Here is a 17,964-nt window from a genome sequence, read left to right on the forward strand (position 1 = left end):
CGTCGTCGAAACAGGTTTCGTGGCTGGTTTGGACGGTCGTGGCGAAGGTAGTGAGGCATTGTGACGGCGGTGTTGCAGGTTACATTTGGTAACAAATGCTGCTCTGTCGGTTCGGGAACGTTTCGTGTCAGAAGCGATTCGGCCGCCAGCCGCGATTAGCGGCGGCTGGTGACGCGCAGGGCCGAATAAGACCGTGTATCGCCATTGCCGTAGACGAACAGCAGGATCAGGAACGACAGCACCAGAAGAAAGCCGGCCAGCCGGTGGGCCTCGGCATAGTGAAGGGCTTCCACGTGCTGGAAGATGGCAATGGAAACCACTTGGGTCTGCCCCGGAATACTACCGCCCAGCATGAGCACCACGCCAAACTCGCCCAGGGTATGGGCGAATGCAAGGCTTGCAGCCACCAGCAGGCCGCGCTTGAGCAAGGGCAGGGTAACGCGAAAAAAGCGCTCGATACGGCCGCATCCCAACGTTGCTGCGGCCTCGAACAGGCGTGGATTCAGCTCGCGGAAGGCAACCGTAAGAGGCTGCACCACGAAGGGGATCGAGTAGATCATGGACCCCATGACCAGGCCCGCAAAGCTGAAGGGCAGCGGGTGACCGAACACTGTTTCCCAGGCGCTGCCCAGCATCGAGTCTGGCGCAAACACCACCAGCAGGTAAAAGCCCAGCACGGTGGGTGGGAGCACCAGGGGGAGTGCGATCACGGCATCCAGGATCTGGCGCAGGCGGGTCTGCTTACGCACTCGCCAGGCTGCCAGCGGCAGACCGATCAGCAGAAGCAGGGCCGTGGATAGCACGGCCAGCTTGAGCGTCAGCGCCAGGGCCTGCCAGTCTCCTTCACTGAGCAGCACAGCCCGTCTCGCCTGGAAGAGAATAACCTGCCTGGTGCAACGTCTCTTTCTGGTTATCGAAGAACGCCACGAAGCGCTTGGCGGTGTCGAGTTGCTCGCCTTCCGCCAGGATAACGCGCTTTTGCGTCAGAGGATCGTACAGCGTGGCATCGACAATCGTGTATTGCGCGGGCGGCACATTCCCCGCTTTGACCTGACTGAGAGCTACAAAGCCAGCGGGTGAATTGCCGGTTTTGACGAAGTTGTAGGTTTGTCCAATGTCCTGTCCATACGCCAGGCGCGGCTTGACGGTTTCCAATACACCGCTGCGGTCCAGCGCCTGCAGGGCTGCGGCGCCATAAGGTGCCGTATCGGGATTCGCCAGCACTACACGCTTGAACGGCAGATTGTGAATATCGGGCTTGCCGCTGGTTTGCCAGAGCGCCAGCTGGCCGCACGCATAAGTCCGGCTTTCGGTGCCCTTACCGGCAGCTGCCAGTTTGTCCGGGCGGATCGCGTCTGCCGAGTAGAACAGATCGAACGGTGCGCCACGTTGAATCTGCTCGAAAAATGCACCACTGGAGCCGCCAGCCAGTTCCACCTTGGCGCCGGTCTGCTTTTCGTAATCGTTGGCGATGGTCTGCATAACAGGCAGCAGATTGGCCGCCACAGCGATGCGCAGGTGGTCAGCTGCTTGGACGGTGGCGCTGGTAAAGAGCGTGGCAAGCGCCGCAGCAGTCAAAAGCCGTTTGTTCATCAAGGATTCCTTCTTCACAGGGGCGCCCCCAGCAAGACCTGGTCGGGTTCAAAGCAGGCGAATACGGTCTGACCGGGAGCAGGAGACAGCTCGGCTTCTGCTGGCAGCAGCACGCAGAGCGTTTGCCCATTGGGCAGGCTCAGGCGAATGTCGGCAGGTCCGGAGGGGGCGGGGGTAACGGTGTCGACTCGGCCTTCAAGTGCATTGGCCGCATCCACAGGAGCGTGTTCATGGAGGCTTAGCCACGATGCTTTGATCAGCACGATAACGCTGCGACCCGGTGCAAGGCCCAATCGCTCGGTGCTTTCACGGGTGATTTGTGCCAGCACCTGAAGGCCACCGGGCAGCCGGATCGTGATCAGATCGCTATGCCCTTTGGGTTCTACAGCAACAACCTCCCCATGCAGCTGATTCCGCGCGCTGGTTTGCAGCATCAACCGCTCCAGTCGCTCCAGGTCCTCGACGTGTTCAGCGCTTTCGATCACCTTTTCGCGAAGCGCTTCAAGGCGGTGATACAAGGCCAGCAACCGTGCGCCTTCCTGGGTCAGGCGTGCGCCGCCTCCGCCTTTGCCACCGACACTACGCTCGACGAGGGGTTGGCCGGCAAGGTTGTTGAGTTCATCGATGGCATCCCAGGCGGCCTTGTAGCTCAGCCCTGCAGCCTTGGCAGCCTTTGTAATGGAGCCCTGGGCGGCGACCTGCTCCAGCAGCGCAAACCGCTGGGGACGGCGGGTCATGTGATGAGTCAGGTGACTGAGCATAGGTCGGAGTATAAAAAAGTATATAACGATAGATCAGTGTACGAGCCGGCCCGTTCCCATGGCAAGGTGAAAAGAGCGTTTAGTCGCCAGGCCTAGGCGTGCGAGCCAAGCAGTACACATCGACACGCAGGGCGCCTGCACGCTTGAGCAGGCTGGCAAGGGCCTCGGCAGTTGCACCGGTGGTCAGGACGTCATCGATGAGCGCTATCGAGCGACCGCGTACGACCTTGGCAGTGGTGAGGGCAAAGGCGTTGCGCAGGTTCTTGTGACGCTGGGCGGCATCCAGGCCTTGTTGCGCCGGGGTTTCCAGCACTCGTTGAATGACATCGTCTGCTACAGTCAGCGTGAGCGACTTTCCTAGCCAGCGCGCCAGCATGGCAGCCTGATTGTAGCCACGCTCGCGTTGGCGCTTCTGCGCCATCGGGACAGGAAGCAGAAGGTCAGGCCGAGGCAATCCCTCGTCAAAGGCATGCATCAAATGGCGAGCCTGCAGATCCGCCATCAGTCGCCCCAGCGGCCACTGCTTTTGATGCTTGAATCGATTGATGGCGCTACCAATGGGGAATCCGTAACGCCAGAGCGCTACGACATGATCAAAAGACGGAGGCCTTTTCAGGCACGCCCCGCAGATTAGCCCCTCGTCAGGCAGCGGAATCGCACAATGAAGGCAATGCCCCATGAGCCAGGGCAGGTCAGTCTCGCAGCCAAGGCATAGCGGCAGGCTGGACTCTACACCTGCTCCGCAGAACCCGCAGCTCGTGTGAGGTTTGAGCCAGACAGGACGGTAAGCAAGCAGGGTATTCAAGCGAATCATAGGCATCCTTGCCAGTGTCGATCAATCGGGATCAGGCACGCCGCTCCCTGGCGTGCAAGAGGCTCAGCGAATCAGCCAGCTCATAACCATCAGGCCCAATACCAGCCAGATGATGCCGCCAATGATGGAGCGGCGCATAAAAGCACGAACCGCGGCATAGAGCAGAATCAGTCCGACGATCAGTACCACGAAGCTGATGTAGGAGTCATCCATGCCGATGGCGCGAGCCATGCCTTGCAGGAAGTCATGGACGGCATCGCCAATGCCATTGAGTACGGTGCTGAACAGATCGATGATGAAACGGATGACCTGACCAAGGGCTTGGCCAAGCCAGTCGAAGAACCCTTCTGTACGCATGTTTCTTTCCTTGTCCTCATGTTGTCGCTTGGAACCTGTAAATGCCGTTGGGTTCGTTACCAGCGATGGGTTCAATCAAGCGAGCGATCCTGCTCACAGTTTCATACTCTGCCGTAGTCTCTCTCTTATTGAAGGAGTCAGTCATCAAAAAACCTTAAATAAATAGGGCTATTGATTATTTTTTGATCAGATGTAAACCTTCGTATCGAATAAAGTTGACGGCAATTATTCGTGTGCTGCCTGAGCAGCCGTCTCTTTATACCGAAGGATTGAGCCATGAGCGCTACCGCTACGCGTCACGACTGGACCCTTGCCGATGTCCGCGCCCTGTTTGAACTGCCGTTCAATGACCTGCTGTTCCAGGCACAGACGGTTCACCGTCAGCATTTCGACCCCAACCGCGTTCAGGTCTCGACGCTGCTTTCCATCAAGACCGGTGCCTGCCCTGAGGACTGTAAATATTGCCCGCAGTCCGGCCACTACAACACGGGTCTTGAAAAAGAAAAGCTGATGGAAGTGGAGAAGGTGCTCAAGGCGGCTGCCGAGGCCAAAGCCATCGGGTCGACCCGCTTCTGCATGGGCGCGGCGTGGAAGCATCCGTCCGCCAAGGACATGCCCTACGTACTGCAGATGGTCAAAGGCGTAAAGGCCCTGGGCCTGGAAACCTGCATGACATTGGGCAAGCTCGACCGCGAGCAGACACAGGCGTTGGCCGAAGCCGGTCTGGACTACTACAACCACAACTTGGACACCTCGCCGGAGTACTACGGCAACATCATCACGACGCGTACCTATGCAGACCGTCTGGAGACGTTGTCCTACGTGCGTGACGCGGGCATGAAGATCTGCTCTGGCGGTATCCTGGGCATGGGTGAGTCCGTGGATGATCGTGCCGGTCTGTTGATTCAACTGGCCAACCTGCCGGAGCATCCGGAGTCCGTCCCGATCAATATGCTGGTCAAGGTGAAGGGCACGCCGCTGGAGCAGGAGAAGGACGTCGATCCGTTCGACTTCATCCGTACCCTTGCTGTTGCCCGGATCATGATGCCCAAGTCCCATGTGCGCCTGTCTGCTGGTCGTGAGCAGATGAACGAGCAGATGCAATCCCTGGCCTTCTTTGCCGGTGCGAACTCCATCTTCTACGGCGAGAAGCTGCTGACGACCACTAACCCCCAGGCCGAGAAGGATATGCTTCTGTTCAAGCGTCTGGGCATCAAGCCGGAAGAGCGCGAAGAGCACGATGATGAAGTGCATCAGGCCGCGATTGAGCAGGCTTTGATTGAGCAGAAGAACTCTGCACTGTTCTACGACGCTGCTTCTGCCTGATCATGCCGTTCGACCTGGCCAGACGCCTCGCCGAGCGCCGCGAGCAAGCCCTGTACCGTCAGCGACCATTGCTGGAAGGCCCGCAAGGACCTGAAGTAGTGGTCGACGGCCAGCCGCTCCTGGCGTTCTGCAACAACGACTACCTTGGCCTCGCCAATCATCCGGACGTCATCGCGGCACTGCAAGAGGGTGCCGAGCGTTGGGGCGTAGGCGGGGGCGCTTCGCATCTGGTGATCGGCCATAGCGGTCCCCATCATGCCTTGGAAGAGGCGCTGGCTGAGTTTACCGGGCGCCCTCGGGCACTGCTGTTCTCCACGGGCTACATGGCCAACCTTGCGGCCGTGACAGCCCTGGTTGGCCGAGGCGATACGGTCCTTGAGGACCGGCTCAACCATGCCTCTCTGCTGGATGCAGGACTGCTGTCCGGCGCGCGCTTCTCCCGCTATCTGCATAACGATGCGGCAAGCTTGGCCAGCCGGCTCGACAAGGCTGAAGGTAATACGCTGGTCGTAACGGACGGTGTATTCAGCATGGACGGTAATGTGGCCGACCTGCCGGCCCTGGTTGAAGTGACACGTAACCGGGGCGCCTGGCTGATGGTCGATGACGCCCACGGCTTTGGCCCGTTGGGCAGGCAGGGAGGCGGCGTAGCTGAGTATTTCGGACTGGGCATGGATGAGGTTCCGGTACTGGTCGGTACGCTGGGCAAGGCTTTTGGTACTGCAGGCGCCTTTGTAGCAGGCAGCGATGAGCTGATCGAAACCTTGATCCAGTTCGCACGTCCTTACATTTATACCACCAGCCAGCCGCCAGCAGTGGCCTGCGCCACCTTGAAGGCACTAGAGCTGCTCCAGGCAGAGTCCTGGCGGCGCGAGCATTTGAATGCACTGATCCAGCGATTCCGCTCTGGTGCGCAGGTTATCGGCCTTTCGCTGATGGACAGCTTTACCCCGATCCAACCGATCCTGGTCGGCAGTAGCGAGCAGGCATTGGCTTTTTCGGCTGCCCTGAAACGCCATGGAATTCTCGTCACGGCGATCCGTCCCCCTACGGTTCCGAACAATAGTGCCCGGTTGCGGGTTACTCTGTCGGCCGCACACAGCGAGCAGCACGTCGATCGTCTGCTCGCCGCACTTGCCGAAGCTTGGTCGGAATTGAAAGGAACGGAACATGCGTGACACTTTAGTGCTGCTGCCCGGGTGGGGTCTGGGCACGGCCCCCTTGGAGCCGCTGCGTGATGAGCTCCTCGAAATAGCACCATATCTGGATGTACTGATCGAACCCTTGCCGGACATCGCCGATGCCAGTGGCTGGTTCGATGATATTGACGCCCGGCTGCCGGATAACGTCTGGCTGGGTGGCTGGTCATTGGGTGGCATGATCGCCAGTGAGCTTACCCGGCGGCGGGGCGACCGTACCCTGGGGTTGATCACTATGGCCAGCAATCCCTGCTTTGTTGCCCGTCATGGTTGGCAAAGCGCAATGTCACGCAGTGTCTTCACCGATTTTTACGAGGCCTGCACGCTCGATGCGGAGCTGACGCTCAAACGCTTTACCCATCTGGTCAGCCAGGGGGCTCGGGACCGCAAGACGCTTGCACGCCTGCTGCAGGTGGCCTTGCCGGAGACGTCCGGTGAAGTCGCAGTGGCCGGGCTTGAGCTGCTGGCGCAACTGGACACACGCGAGGCGCTTCAGGCGTATAGCGGTCCGCAACTTCACCTGTTTGCCTCAAACGATGCACTGGTACCGGTATCGGCTGCGCAAGCCTTGACGGATGAGATACCCGACATCGAAGTTCATGTCTTCGAGCCGGCCAGCCATGGCCTGCCGCTGGAGCGTCCGGACGAGATTGCCGCAGCGATTGAACGTTTCATTTATGAGGGCCGTGATGGCTGATGCTTTACCTGTAACCACGCAGGAGGGCGCCTCCTTGCCGGATAAAAGGCAAGTGGCGGCTTCGTTCTCCCGGGCGGCGGCCAGCTATGACGGCGTTGCCAACCTGCAACGTGATGTAGGCGAAGCGCTTTTGGCGCGTATGCCCGAGCAGGCTGTAGAGCGCTGGGTCGACCTGGGCTGCGGTACAGGCTACTTCACCCGGGCGCTAGCGGCCCGTTATCCCGACGCGCAAAGTATCGCCGTTGACCTGGCGGAAGGCATGCTGCGCCATGCACGTCCACTCGGCGGGGCCGAGCACTTTGTGGCGGGTGATGCCGAACGGCTGCCGCTCAAGGACCAGGCGTGCGATCTGCTGTTTACCAGCCTTGCCATTCAATGGTGTGGCGACCTTTCGGCGGTATTATCCGAGGCCCAGCGTATCCTGCGGCCCGGTGGGCTGTTTGCATTCACCAGCCTGTGTACCGGTACACTGCAGGAGTTGCGGGACAGCTGGCAGGCAGTGGATGGTTTCGTTCACGTTAACCGTTTCCGCCAGTTTGAAGACTATCAGCGGGTCTGTGCGGCCAGTGGACTCAAGCAGAAGGTGCTGGACGTCGAAACACGCGTTCTGCATTTTCCGGATGTCCGCAGCCTGACCCATGAACTCAAGGCGCTCGGCGCCCATAACGTGAACCCTGGCCGCGCTACTGGCTTGACCGGACGCGCCCGCCTGAATGCCCTGGCGCAAGCGTATGAGCGCTTCCGCCAGCCCCAAGGTCTCCCGGCCTGCTATCGCGTGGTTTACGGCATTTTCCAGAAAGAATCCTGATCTTATGTCTGCTTACTTCATTACCGGCACCGATACCGAAATCGGCAAGACCACCATTGCTTCCGGTCTGCTGCATGCAGCCCGCCTTGCGGGGCTTTCCACGGCAGCGGTCAAACCTGTGGCTTCTGGTTGCGAGATGACGCCCGAGGGGCTGCGTAACAGCGACGCGTTGTCGCTCTGGGGCGAGTGTTCGTTGCCGTTGAGTTACGCCGAGGTCAATCCGCTGGCCTTTGCGCCTGCTATTGCTCCACATCTGGCGGCCCGTGAGGTAGGAACATCCTTGACAGTCGATGCCCTGGTCGCGCCCATTCAGGCCATGCGGGCCAAACAGGCCGACTTCATGCTGGTCGAAGGTGCAGGTGGCTGGCGCGTGCCGCTGGAAGGGCAGGCGAACCTGTCAGATGTAGCCAGGGCCGTTGGTTTTCCCGTCATCCTAGTAGTGGGCGTACGGTTGGGTTGTATCAACCATGCGGTGCTGACTGCTGAAGCCATTGCGCAGGATGGGCTCAACCTGGCCGGCTGGGTTGCCAATATTGTCGATCCGCAGACATCACGCCTGGAGGATAACCTCGCCACGCTTCATGAGCGCCTGCCTGCACCTTGCCTGGGCACTGTTCCTTATCTGGCTGAAGCCACGCCGGCGGCCGTTGCGGATTATCTGGATTTAAGCCAATTGGCGCGTTAATGCGCCTTTGGTATCTGACTGCTCGTGATAAGGCACTTTAATATCAGAATAGACGTTATTTATTACAAAGTTTTTCAGCGATTACTTTAATTTTGCGCAGCTTTTTCCGGCTTCGCATATAGTCCATTTGCCTCGATTGATCTCTTTCCCGCCTCACTAAAAGAGATGTTCTCGTCGCGGTTATGAGTGCTTTCTGTTTGTTCGCTATGCCTGTCAATCACTTCTTAATGATTGATTGCGGCATGGCGCGTGACTGTATGCCTTTAATATTTATTGCTATACGACTTACCGATAGTTGCTCATGGTGTTCAGACGTTGGTGGTAGTTCCAGTTTTATAACAATATCAAGAATGGAAAAAGGATTTTGTATGCCTGTCTTCAAGCGTATTGATGCTCAAGACGTTTCTCGGCTGGCGCTCGACATCGAGAGGCAAGGCTATGCCGTTATTGAACACTTTCTTTCAACGGAACAACTTGAAAGTGCACGTGACTATGTTCTGCGGGAAACTCACAAACATAACTCCGAATATTTTGCGCTACATGGCATAAAGTCTGTAACCGGCAGTCTTTTCGAGGCGCTGAGCACCTCGGTGAGGTTCAGGAAAATGCTGGCGGATGTTCAGGAAGCCGGTCTGGGCAGGCGGGTACCGGAAGAGGAAGAGATCTTTCCGGCCGTGCGTTGCCTGCAAGGTAAAACCGGTCTTAAAGAGTCCAACTATTTTCATTATGACGCCACGGCATTAACGGCACTCGTGCCTGTTTTCATCCCAAATGATACTGACCAGTGTGGCGATTTTATTATGTTTCCCAATACCCGCCGTATCAGGAGCAGTGTGGCCATCAATATTATCGAGAAAGCACTTATTCAAAATCCATTAAGTCAGAAGTTCATAGCGTTATTGATCAAGTACAACCTGCTCAAGCCCATCAAAATAAAACTTGTTCCTGGCAATCTTTATATCTTCTGGGGATATAGAAGCATACATGCCAATGAGCCTTGTGATCCTAATACACTACGCGCAACGGTCTTGCTGCATTATGGGGACCCACACAGTCACCAGTGGATGTCCAGGCTTTTCCTCGGCGCCAACCAGAGGCGGGCGCGCAAGATTAACAAGAAGGCATTGCCTGGCTGATACCGTTCCCTGGTTATTCGAACTGACGCTAAGCGAAGCGGCAAGCATGACGTTTTAATCATAGGGTTCGATGCCGGAATCTGCTTCAATGGCCAAACGCCTCAAGCAGTTAAAGGGAGCGGCTTATGAATATTTCCGGAAACAGTTTCACTTACGGGGTGGCGGCCTATCAGGCTGGCCAGTTCCGTGTCGATCAGGCCGGTGCAGCCATTGCGGCCAGCAGCCTGCCGAATGATGCGCAGACACGTGTCGATCAGGTTCGCAGCGTCGATGGAGCTTCTCAGAATCAGGCAGATAAGGCCGCACAGCTGGTCGAGTTGCAAGCGGGTAAGCGCGAGGCCCTGGCGGGCTCTCGAGTTATCCAGGCAGCCAGTGCAACATTGGGAAGCCTTATCGATACCTACGCCTGACCTCTGTTCCCTCCAGGGGGAGAAGGTGTAATACAAGCGCCGCGGGTGGATAACCACTCGCGGCGTTTTTGCATCCAGGTGTCGCCTGTGGTCAGACACGCTTGACAGGCTCTAGAGGAAAACATAAGTTTCAAACAACTGTTTAACGCCGGTCAGGAGATCCCTGCGGCGCCTTCCCATAAAAATGCATTCCAGAGGTAACAGTCATGCCTGACTACAAGGCTCCCTTGCGTGATATCCGCTTTGTCCGTGACGAACTGCTGGGTTATGACGCGCATTACCAGAGCTTGCCCGGCTGCCAGGATGCTACCCCGGATATGGTTGCCGCCATTCTTGAGGAAGGCGCCAAGTTCTGCGAGCAGGTCCTGTCGCCGCTGAACCGTGTCGGTGACAAGGAAGGCTGCGTATGGAGCGAGTCGGGCGTGAAGACGCCGACAGGCTTCAAGCAGGCTTATCAGCAATTCGTAGAAGGTGGCTGGCCAAGTCTGCCGCATGATCCTGCTCATGGCGGCCAGGGTCTGCCTGAGTCGCTGGGTATTGCCTTGTCGGAAATGATCGGCCAGGCCAACTGGTCCTGGGGCATGTATCCAGGCCTTTCCCATGGCGCGATGAACACTATTGAAAGTCATGGTACCGACGAGCAGAAGCACACCTACCTGACTAAACTGGTTTCCGGCGAATGGACAGGCACCATGTGCCTGACCGAGCCCCATTGCGGCTCCGATCTGGGCATGCTGCGTACCCGTGCCGAGCCGCAGGCTGACGGTAGCTACGCGATTAGCGGAACCAAGATCTTTATTTCGGCCGGTGAACATGACCTGACTGACAACATCGTGCATATCGTGTTGGCCCGCCTACCTGACGCACCGGCGGGTACCAAGGGTATCTCACTGTTCATCGTACCCAAGTTCCTGCCCAATGCCGAAGGGGGCATAGGCGAGCGCAACGGTGTGACCTGCGGCTCCATCGAGCACAAGATGGGCATCCATGGTAATGCCACTTGCGTGATGAACTTCGATAGCGCCAAAGGCTTTCTGATCGGCCCGCCCAACAAGGGCCTGAACTGCATGTTCACCTTCATGAACACGGCGCGCGTAGGGACGGCTCTGCAAGGTCTGGCCCATGCGGAGATCGCATTCCAGGGTGGTATCCGTTATGCCCGTGAACGCTTGCAAATGCGTTCCCTGACCGGGCCAAAGGCGCCTGAAAAGGCCGCTGATCCGATCATTGTTCACCCAGACGTCCGCCGCATGCTGCTGACGATGAAGGCCTTCGCTGAAGGCAACCGTGCCATGATCTACTTTGCTGCCAAGCTGGTAGATGTGACCCGTTACAGCCAGGATGAGGAAGAGCGAAAGAAAGCCGATGCGCTGTTGGCCTTCATCACGCCGATTGCCAAGGCCTTCATGACTGAGGTGGGCTTCGAAGCCGCTAGTCATGGTATGCAGATCTATGGCGGTCACGGCTACATTTCCGAATGGGGCATGGAGCAGAACCTGCGTGATAGCCGTATTGCCATGATGTACGAAGGTACTACCGGTATTCAGGCCATTGACCTGTTAGGCCGTAAGGTACTGATGACTCAGGGTGAGTCGCTCAAGGGCTTTACCAAGATCGTTCACAAGTTCTGCCAGGCGCAGGAAGGCAATGCTGAACTCAAGGAGTTCATCGAGCCACTGGCCAAGCTGAACAAGGAATGGGGCGAAATCACACTGAAGGTCGGCATGGCTGCCATGAAGGACCGTGAGGAAGTAGGCGCTGCCGCAGTGGATTACCTTATGTACTCCGGCTATATCTGCCTGGCGTACTTCTGGGCCGATATGGCGCGTGTAGCCAGCGAGAAGCTTGCTGCCGGAACCGATGAGGCTGCGTTCTACAAGGCCAAACTGCAGACCGCGCGTTTCTATTATCAGCGTCTGCTGCCACGTACCCGCATGCATGCCGAAGCGATGCTGGCAGGGGCTGGCAGCCTGATGGATGTGGCGGAAGAGGACTTCGCTCTGGGCTATTGATTCGCCAGGGCTGAAAACCAAAAGGGCTGCACCTCTCGGTGCAGCCCTTTTTTATTGGTCGATTGTTAAGGCAGGCCGGTATCAGTCAGCAAAGCCCAGCCAATTATGGTGGTCATGACCTGTACCGTCGTCGAGCACGACCGTACAGGTGGTACCGGCAGACAGCTCCATGCCTTCCGGCACTTCATCGATGGCAATGCGCACCGGAATTCGTTGCGCCAGGCGGACCCAGTTGAATACCGGGTTCACATCGGCGATCAGCTCGCGGCTCTGCGGGTTGTCCCGATCGTAGATACCCCGGGCAATGCTCTCCACATGGCCCTTAAGCACCATGCCGCTCATCATTCGCATTTCGGCGGGTGCGCCGATCTTCACGTGGGGCAGTTTGGTTTCTTCAAAGTAGCCATAAACCCAGTAGGAGTTCTTGTCGATGATCGCAAGCTTGGGTGCACCGGCCGAAGCATAATCGCCACGGTAGACCAGGAGGTTGGTGACATAACCATCCACCGGCGCCACCACGCGGGTGCGGGACAGGTTCAGGCGGGCCGCTTCAAGCTGAGCCTGGGCCTGCTTGTAGTCTGCCTCAGCTGAGGAAGCGATGCTGCTGGCGTCTTCACGGCTCTCCTTGGAAACGACCAAGCTGTCGATATCGGCACGGCGCTTGGCGTTTTGCAGGCGCATGTCCAGCGTTGCCTTGCGCGAAGCGACCAGGGCTTCGGCCTGATGCACGGCAATCTCGTAATGCGACGGATCGATCTGCAGAAGCAGGTCGCCTTTTTTGACCAGCTGGTTGTCATGCACCGGCACGTTGACCACAAGGCCCGACACATCCGGTGCGATGTTGATGACATCGGCGCGCACGCGTCCGTCCCGCGTCCACGGATCGTTCATGTAATGCACCCAGAGCAGCCGGCCTATCACCAGTGCGGCTACCACGACGATCAGGGTCGCCAATACGCTAAAAAGGTTCTTCAAGGTCATGGAACAAGGCTCTCAACGATAGACGGTCAGCGCCATGACGCCATAGATGCAGGCGAACAGGCTCAGGCGGAACAGGGAGGGGTGCCAGGTAAAGCGATACAGCCCAATGCTGGCGAACAGGCGATCAACGACCCACATCACCAGCAGGCCAACAATGAACAGCACGGTAACGGTGGGCAGGTACACACCGTGGAAAGCAATCTCACGAGGCATGGGCGATTCCTGTGACGGGCTCGCTCGGCGCAGCGTATTGCGCCAGGGGCGCGTGCGGGTCGAGCAGGGAGGTTCGAATGAAATGCAGGAAGCTCTGGATGCGACGCAGCGGCGACTCATCGAAATGCTGGCTATCGGGCTCACGCTGCGCTTCAACGCAGGCAATGGCTTGGTCCACCGCGGTGAGCGCACGTTGCAGATTGGTCTGGCTTGGCTTCAGGAACAGGCGGGCCAGGGCACGTCCCATGGCGCGGATCGACTGACGCCAAGGGGACGCTTCGGCAAATCGAGGCTCGGCCGGTAGGCGCTCCTGCTCCTGACGCAGCTCAATGATGGCCTGACCGACTTCCTGGACCGTAAAGGTCCAGCCCAACAGCGCCTTCTGCACCTGCGGACGGCCATTGGCCAAACCGTAGGCCTGATTGAGCAGGTCGCGCGTGGCGCTTTCGAACCGGCTCGAAAGCCCTGGCAGCGGGTCACTCGTTACACGAACGACCTGACGGCGCAGGTCACGCTCCAGGCGTCGCCAGAGCCAAGCGCTGTTGGGTGGGAGCAGGATCGAGGAAATCGCGGCTGTGGTCGCCATGGACAGCAGTACGGCGATACCGTTGTTGATGAAGTTTGACGGGTCATACACCGGTGGGTTGTCGGGAATCGAGGTAAAGCAGAAAAACACCATGCTACCCAGCCCGTAACCCATGTAACCCGGACGCAGGGCCACAAAGCTGCCCAGCATGAAGACGGGTGCCAGGGCGAACATGAGCATCCAGTATCCATCCAGTTGGGTGAAGACGAAGAAGTTCATGAAAAAGCCCACGGTAACGCCGAAAAATGCACCGATGGCCATCTGTTGGGCGGTCTTGTGGGGCATCGGACTGGACGAGGCGAGGGCGGCCACGGCAGCCGCGTTGGAGGCGAACATGCCGCCATAGGGCCAGGCTGTCATGATCCAGAACAGGCTGAGCAGCAGCACCATGAGGGCAGTTCGTACGCCTGCCACGGTTGATGCCATGGCATTGGCCTTGGCCACGAAGCGTGCCTTCCATTGCTCGCGTACATGGTGCGGAGCGGCCAGGGACGCGTGGGTCTGGACGTAATTGTGCAGATCGTCCACCAAACGGAAGAGCAGCTCGGCAGCCGTCTCGAAGTCCAGCCGATCTTCTTCGGAGGGCGCGTTGGCAAGTAGCGAAGCACGGGCTTCCCGAATGCGTACGCGGGTATGGTCGCTCAAGGCCGAGAGACGTTCAGCGACTGCTGCCGCGTCCGGTGGTGTCAGCGGCTGACCACGCACGCTGTCCAGGAGCTCCAGAAATGCAGCCTGCGCCATGTCGAATGCCGACAGTACAACGTCAGCCTGACGCTGGCGCAACCGTAGAAGCAGTCGACTCAAGGCATGCAGACGGGTCGTCATGGTCATGAACTCACTGTTCAGCCGCGAGAGACGACCGCTGCGCATGCGCATGTGCGGATCTTCAAAGGCTGTGGCGCTGCGCATGTTTTCAAGCCCGACGGCCTCGGCGGCATAGCGCACTCCACCGCTTTCCACGACATGCCGCTCCAGCTTGCCACGCAGCACATCGGCTACGTAGCCTGCAAAGGTGCCAAAGCGGTTGTACAAGGCGTTGCGCATGGCTGCGCCTGTGGTCTGCGGAAAAAGGGCTGCCGAGACGATACCGCTGCAGATAATGGCCAACGAAATCGCCAGCACCCGCATAACCGCTGACATAAAAGCACCTTCAGGGCTCATGACCGCAGGAATGCCGATCAGCGCTGCGGTATAGCCTGCCAGCACACAGCCGTAGCTGCGCATATCGCGATAGCGCATGGCGCCGGCCGTGCACAGGCCAATCCAGACTGACATGCAGATCAGGAAGGGCACCCGCTCCTGGGCAAACAGGGCAACCAGCGCCAGCATGGCGATCAGGCCTGCTACCGTACCCAGCAACCGATAGACGCTTTTGGCAAACACCTGGCCGCTCTGCGGCTGCATTACGATGAAGACGGTGATGACCGCTGAAGATGGGTGCGGCAACTGGAGGCGCATGGCAAGCCAGAGGGTCAGGCCGGCTGCGATCAGTACCTTGAACAGGTAGATCCACATGACACCGTCGCTTCTCGCCCAGGCGTTAAGCGCCTGGCGAAACGCGCTGGTGGTGGGGGTGGAAGTCGTTTCTGCTTTCATGAGGGCCTTAGGGCTTTTTGGCAATATCGACACGTGCCGGTTTCAGGTCCTTTTCGTCCGGGCCGTCTTCAGGCGCGATGGCACCGCCACCCAGAGCGGTAATCAAGCCGGCCTGGGCGCTCAGACGCATGGCCTGGACCTGTTGCTCCACCCGCTGCTGGGCAAACAGACGGGTCTGGGCGTCCAGTACATGCAGGTAATCGGTCAGGCCGCGCTCGAAGGCCTTGCGGGCAATGTCGTAGGTGCGCTGTGCCGCTTCCACGGACTCACGGGCCATGTCGGCCTGCTTGTTGGCCGAGTCGAGACGAATCAGGTTATCGGAGATGTCCTTCAGCGCTTCGATAATGGTCTGGTTGTAATGTGCAACCGCAGCGTCGTAGCCTGCCGATGCGATACCAAGCTGCGAGCGGCGCTCACCGCCATCGAAGATGGGCAGCGAGATAGCCGGTCCAAAGGAGTAACCCGTCTTTTTGGCCGTGAACAATTCCTTGAAGGTGCCCATGGTCATCGACTGACCAATGCTCGCCATCAGATCAATGTTGGGGTAGAAGTCGGCGCGGGCTACATCGACACCCTTGGCGTTCATGGCAACCTGCCAACGGCTGGCAACCACGTCGGGACGATGACCCACCAGCTCCAGTGGCAAGCGGGAGGGCAGGGTTGGCATGGCGCCCAGTTGCAGCTGCGGACGTGTCAGCGAGGCGGCGTCGCCAGGGCCTTTGCCGGCCAATGCGGCCAACTGATTACGCGAAAGGGCAATAGCCTCGTCCAGAGCTTCGATCTGTCGATGCGTTTCCGGCAACAATGCTTCGGCCTGGCTGACCTCGAACTGGGTGCCGATGCCGCCTTCCAGCTGACGGTTCGCCAGTTTGGCGATCTGCTCCTGCTGATCCAGGGTCGCTTGGGCTACATCACGTTGCGCATATTGCAATGATAACTGGATGTAGGCTCGCACGATGTTGGTCGTCAGCTCGAGCACCGCAACACGTTCTTCGGCAGCTGCCTGATGGGCACGATCCAGAGCACGCTCGCTGTCATCATGCTCGCGTCCCCAGAAGTCGAGCTTATAGCTGAGCCCCAGGGAGGCGGTGTTGTTCCAGGTGGTACGGTCGGCCAACTCGCCCGGGCCATAGAAGTTATCCGTAGGCCAGGTGTAACGGCGCAGGTCAACGCTGCCGTTTACGTGGGGCGCCTCGGCGGATTCCACCAGTCCGGCCATTGCCTTGGCCGAGCGTACCCGTGCCGCTGCGGCTGCCAGTGACGGATTGCTGGTCAGGGCTTCAGCGATCCACCGGTCCAGCTGGGGGTCACGGTAGGCGCGCCACCACTGGCTGGCCGGCCATTGGGCGTCCAGCTTGGCCGCACGGATGGCATCGTCCGTAGCCAGGGTGTCGGCATTGACACGTTGAGCCTCCGGCGCGATACCGTGGGTGCTGATACAGCCGGAGATTGTTGAAGTCAGAACAAAAAAGCTTATGCCAAGCAGCGAATTCTTACAGGGGAATGACACAGAAGGCGTCCAGATATTCGAGGGGAGAGTCGCTCAAACCTACGTGAATTCTAGGAAACCCCTTGTCTTGAGATAAGCCGGCTGGTTTGTGAATGTTTATCTCACATTTTGTAATAATGGCCCTCTTGGGTTCATGGCAAAATTTATTTGCTAACTAATGAGGGGCATCATGGACACATTGCACAATATGCGCGTTTTCGCCTGTGTTGCCGAAAGCGGCAGCTTTACCAGCGCGGCGCAAGTGCTGAGCACCACCACCGCGCATGTTTCCCGGGCCGTGGCGAGCCTGGAAGCGCATCTGCGTACCCGCCTGCTCCATCGAACCACCCGCCGGATCGCCCTGACCGAGGCGGGGCAGCGCTACCTGCTGCGTTGCGAGCAGATCCTGGCCTATGTTGAAGAGGCCGAAGCCGAAGCCAGCGATGCTCATGCGCGGCCGGCCGGCAAGCTGCGTATCCATTCCATGACCGGAATCGGTCAGCATTACATGATCAAGGCGATTGCGGGCTATCGTCAGCAGTTTCCCGAGGTCAACTTTGACCTCACCATGGCTAACCGGATGCCGGACCTGCTCGATGAAGGCTACGATGTGGCGATTGTGGTCGCGACGGAGCTGCCGGATTCCGGCTTTGTTTCCCAGAATATCGGCCATACCTACAGCATCCTGTGTGCGTCGCCTGCCTATGTCGAAGCGCGTGGCCTGCCTCGCAGCCCATCGGATCTGCCAAGTCATGACTGTATGAGACTGGTGAGTCCGGTCGTGCCGCTGGAAAAGTGGGTTTTCGACGGACCCAACGGGCAGGAAATGGTCACCATCGGCACAACCTCGTTCCAGGTCAACGTGGGCGATGCCATGACTGAAGCGATCCAGGCGGGCCTGGGCATTGGAATCCTGCCGATTTACTCCGCCATCGAAGGGTTGCGTGACGGTTCGCTGGTTCGCGTCCTGCCGCAGTATCAACTGCAACAATTGAACGTGTACGCCTTGTATCCGTCCCGTCAGTACCTGGATGCCAAGATCAAGACGTTCGTGGCGTTCTTGCGTGAGCGACTGCCCGGCGTTCTGGAAGCTGAAGAGCACGAGCTGCGTGAGTTCAGCCTGCGCAATGCCTGTGGTGGCGCCCGTCAGGTGCAGCTGGCCTGATTCCCTTAGGCCCTGGTTATGCTTGCCCAGGGCTGTTTCTGCTTTTCTTTCCCGGCTCATCTGTTCAATACTGGGCTTACCCATGCGGGCCAGGCCTTTATGCGATCAAGTGCTTAGCCTGCTAATCAGTAGTGCT

General features: G+C 58.6%; 18 protein-coding genes. 9 read left to right on the plus strand and 9 right to left on the minus strand.

Annotation, left to right across the window (positions count from 1 at the left end):
- Positions 1–155: 155 nt before the first annotated feature.
- The 5 genes from modB to JQR86_RS01580 form a co-directional block, all read right to left on the minus strand.
- Positions 156–857, minus strand: coding sequence for a molybdate ABC transporter permease subunit (modB, locus tag JQR86_RS01560; RefSeq protein ID WP_122041440.1), 702 nt, complete (start codon positions 855–857; stop codon positions 156–158).
- Entirely contained in the window at positions 844–1,593 is a 750-nt protein-coding gene (modA, locus tag JQR86_RS01565) for a molybdate ABC transporter substrate-binding protein (protein WP_434154195.1), read from the minus strand. Before modA ends, modB begins: the two co-directional genes overlap by 14 nt.
- A 14-nt stretch (positions 1,594–1,607) precedes the next feature.
- On the minus strand, positions 1,608–2,330 hold the full coding sequence (locus JQR86_RS01570; protein WP_083397930.1) for a TOBE domain-containing protein: 723 nt from the start codon (positions 2,328–2,330) through the stop codon (positions 1,608–1,610).
- Positions 2,331–2,433: 103 nt separating this feature from the next.
- Positions 2,434–3,168: a ComF family protein gene (locus tag JQR86_RS01575; protein ID WP_434154197.1), complete on the minus strand. Its 735-nt coding sequence runs from the start codon at positions 3,166–3,168 to the stop codon at positions 2,434–2,436.
- Positions 3,169–3,231: 63 nt separating this feature from the next.
- Positions 3,232–3,525, minus strand: a complete 294-nt coding sequence (locus JQR86_RS01580; protein WP_010796033.1) for a hypothetical protein — start codon at positions 3,523–3,525, stop codon at positions 3,232–3,234.
- A 276-nt stretch (positions 3,526–3,801) separates the two neighbouring features.
- On the opposite strand from JQR86_RS01580, the gene bioB reads away from it, so the two are divergent.
- The 8 genes from bioB (at position 3,802) to JQR86_RS01620 (ending at position 11,798) form a co-directional block, all read left to right on the plus strand.
- A complete protein-coding gene (gene bioB / locus JQR86_RS01585) occupies positions 3,802–4,851 on the plus strand; it encodes a biotin synthase BioB (protein ID WP_010796032.1) in 1,050 nt (349 codons plus the stop codon).
- Between the two features lie 2 nt (positions 4,852–4,853).
- The gene (gene bioF / locus JQR86_RS01590; RefSeq protein ID WP_434154200.1) at positions 4,854–6,029 is read left to right on the plus strand and encodes an 8-amino-7-oxononanoate synthase; all 1,176 of its coding nucleotides are present in this window, start codon (positions 4,854–4,856) and stop codon (positions 6,027–6,029) included.
- The gene (locus tag JQR86_RS01595; protein ID WP_434154201.1) at positions 6,022–6,747 is read left to right on the plus strand and encodes an alpha/beta fold hydrolase; all 726 of its coding nucleotides are present in this window, start codon (positions 6,022–6,024) and stop codon (positions 6,745–6,747) included. The genes bioF and JQR86_RS01595 overlap by 8 nt, the downstream gene beginning before the upstream one ends.
- On the plus strand, positions 6,740–7,555 hold the full coding sequence (gene bioC / locus JQR86_RS01600) for a malonyl-ACP O-methyltransferase BioC (RefSeq protein WP_434154202.1): 816 nt from the start codon (positions 6,740–6,742) through the stop codon (positions 7,553–7,555). Before JQR86_RS01595 ends, bioC begins: the two co-directional genes overlap by 8 nt.
- Before the next feature lie 4 nt (positions 7,556–7,559).
- Positions 7,560–8,240, plus strand: a complete 681-nt coding sequence (bioD, locus tag JQR86_RS01605) for a dethiobiotin synthase (protein WP_122041447.1) — start codon at positions 7,560–7,562, stop codon at positions 8,238–8,240.
- Between the two features lie 368 nt (positions 8,241–8,608).
- The gene (locus JQR86_RS01610; protein WP_010796027.1) at positions 8,609–9,376 is read left to right on the plus strand and encodes a hypothetical protein; all 768 of its coding nucleotides are present in this window, start codon (positions 8,609–8,611) and stop codon (positions 9,374–9,376) included.
- 125 nt (positions 9,377–9,501) lie between these two features.
- Positions 9,502–9,786 carry a hypothetical protein gene (locus JQR86_RS01615; protein ID WP_074826941.1) on the plus strand — a complete coding sequence of 95 codons (285 nt, stop codon included), beginning with the start codon at positions 9,502–9,504 and terminating at the stop codon, positions 9,784–9,786.
- A gap of 206 nt (positions 9,787–9,992) precedes the next feature.
- On the plus strand, positions 9,993–11,798 hold the full coding sequence (locus tag JQR86_RS01620; protein ID WP_125888551.1) for a phenylacyl-CoA dehydrogenase: 1,806 nt from the start codon (positions 9,993–9,995) through the stop codon (positions 11,796–11,798).
- An 81-nt stretch (positions 11,799–11,879) separates the two neighbouring features.
- Here JQR86_RS01620 and JQR86_RS01625 read toward each other — a convergent pair whose 3' ends face one another.
- From JQR86_RS01625 to JQR86_RS01640, 4 genes are read right to left on the minus strand one after another with little or no spacing between them, the layout of a single operon-like run.
- Positions 11,880–12,779, minus strand: a complete 900-nt coding sequence (locus tag JQR86_RS01625; RefSeq protein ID WP_010796024.1) for an efflux RND transporter periplasmic adaptor subunit — start codon at positions 12,777–12,779, stop codon at positions 11,880–11,882.
- Between the two features lie 12 nt (positions 12,780–12,791).
- Complete coding sequence (locus tag JQR86_RS01630; protein ID WP_010796023.1) at positions 12,792–12,992, minus strand: DUF1656 domain-containing protein; 201 nt, start codon at positions 12,990–12,992, stop codon at positions 12,792–12,794.
- Positions 12,982–15,174, minus strand: coding sequence for an FUSC family protein (locus JQR86_RS01635; protein ID WP_167517270.1), 2,193 nt, complete (start codon positions 15,172–15,174; stop codon positions 12,982–12,984). The genes JQR86_RS01630 and JQR86_RS01635 overlap by 11 nt, the downstream gene beginning before the upstream one ends.
- Before the next feature lie 7 nt (positions 15,175–15,181).
- Complete coding sequence (locus tag JQR86_RS01640) at positions 15,182–16,684, minus strand: efflux transporter outer membrane subunit (protein ID WP_434154203.1); 1,503 nt, start codon at positions 16,682–16,684, stop codon at positions 15,182–15,184.
- A gap of 169 nt (positions 16,685–16,853) precedes the next feature.
- On the opposite strand from JQR86_RS01640, the gene JQR86_RS01645 reads away from it, so the two are divergent.
- A complete protein-coding gene (locus JQR86_RS01645; protein ID WP_019366670.1) occupies positions 16,854–17,828 on the plus strand; it encodes a LysR family transcriptional regulator in 975 nt (324 codons plus the stop codon).
- Positions 17,829–17,964 lie beyond the last annotated feature (136 nt).

It is taken from the genome of Pseudomonas sp. JZ134 (assembly GCF_051027695.1).
GTDB lineage: Bacteria > Pseudomonadota > Gammaproteobacteria > Pseudomonadales > Pseudomonadaceae > Chryseomonas > Chryseomonas luteola.

Excerpts from the sequence above, each read along its gene's own strand:
- JQR86_RS01625 (WP_010796024.1), bottom strand. The coding sequence starts at position 12,779 with ATGACCTTGAAGAACCTTTTTAGCGTATTGGCGACCCTGATCGTCGTG.
- JQR86_RS01580 (WP_010796033.1), bottom strand. The coding sequence starts at position 3,525 with ATGCGTACAGAAGGGTTCTTCGACTGGCTTGGCCAAGCCCTTGGTCAG.
- bioF (WP_434154200.1), top strand. The coding sequence starts at position 4,854 with ATGCCGTTCGACCTGGCCAGACGCCTCGCCGAGCGCCGCGAGCAAGCC.
- JQR86_RS01570 (WP_083397930.1), bottom strand. The coding sequence starts at position 2,330 with ATGACCCGCCGTCCCCAGCGGTTTGCGCTGCTGGAGCAGGTCGCCGCC.
- JQR86_RS01575 (WP_434154197.1), bottom strand. The coding sequence starts at position 3,168 with ATGATTCGCTTGAATACCCTGCTTGCTTACCGTCCTGTCTGGCTCAAA.
- bioB (WP_010796032.1), top strand. The coding sequence starts at position 3,802 with ATGAGCGCTACCGCTACGCGTCACGACTGGACCCTTGCCGATGTCCGC.
- JQR86_RS01630 (WP_010796023.1), bottom strand. The coding sequence starts at position 12,992 with ATGCCTCGTGAGATTGCTTTCCACGGTGTGTACCTGCCCACCGTTACC.
- bioC (WP_434154202.1), top strand. The coding sequence starts at position 6,740 with ATGGCTGATGCTTTACCTGTAACCACGCAGGAGGGCGCCTCCTTGCCG.
- JQR86_RS01610 (WP_010796027.1), top strand. The coding sequence starts at position 8,609 with ATGCCTGTCTTCAAGCGTATTGATGCTCAAGACGTTTCTCGGCTGGCG.
- JQR86_RS01620 (WP_125888551.1), top strand. The coding sequence starts at position 9,993 with ATGCCTGACTACAAGGCTCCCTTGCGTGATATCCGCTTTGTCCGTGAC.
- JQR86_RS01645 (WP_019366670.1), top strand. The coding sequence starts at position 16,854 with ATGGACACATTGCACAATATGCGCGTTTTCGCCTGTGTTGCCGAAAGC.
- modA (WP_434154195.1), bottom strand. The coding sequence starts at position 1,593 with ATGAACAAACGGCTTTTGACTGCTGCGGCGCTTGCCACGCTCTTTACC.
- bioD (WP_122041447.1), top strand. The coding sequence starts at position 7,560 with ATGTCTGCTTACTTCATTACCGGCACCGATACCGAAATCGGCAAGACC.
- JQR86_RS01615 (WP_074826941.1), top strand. The coding sequence starts at position 9,502 with ATGAATATTTCCGGAAACAGTTTCACTTACGGGGTGGCGGCCTATCAG.
- JQR86_RS01635 (WP_167517270.1), bottom strand. The coding sequence starts at position 15,174 with ATGAAAGCAGAAACGACTTCCACCCCCACCACCAGCGCGTTTCGCCAG.
- JQR86_RS01595 (WP_434154201.1), top strand. The coding sequence starts at position 6,022 with ATGCGTGACACTTTAGTGCTGCTGCCCGGGTGGGGTCTGGGCACGGCC.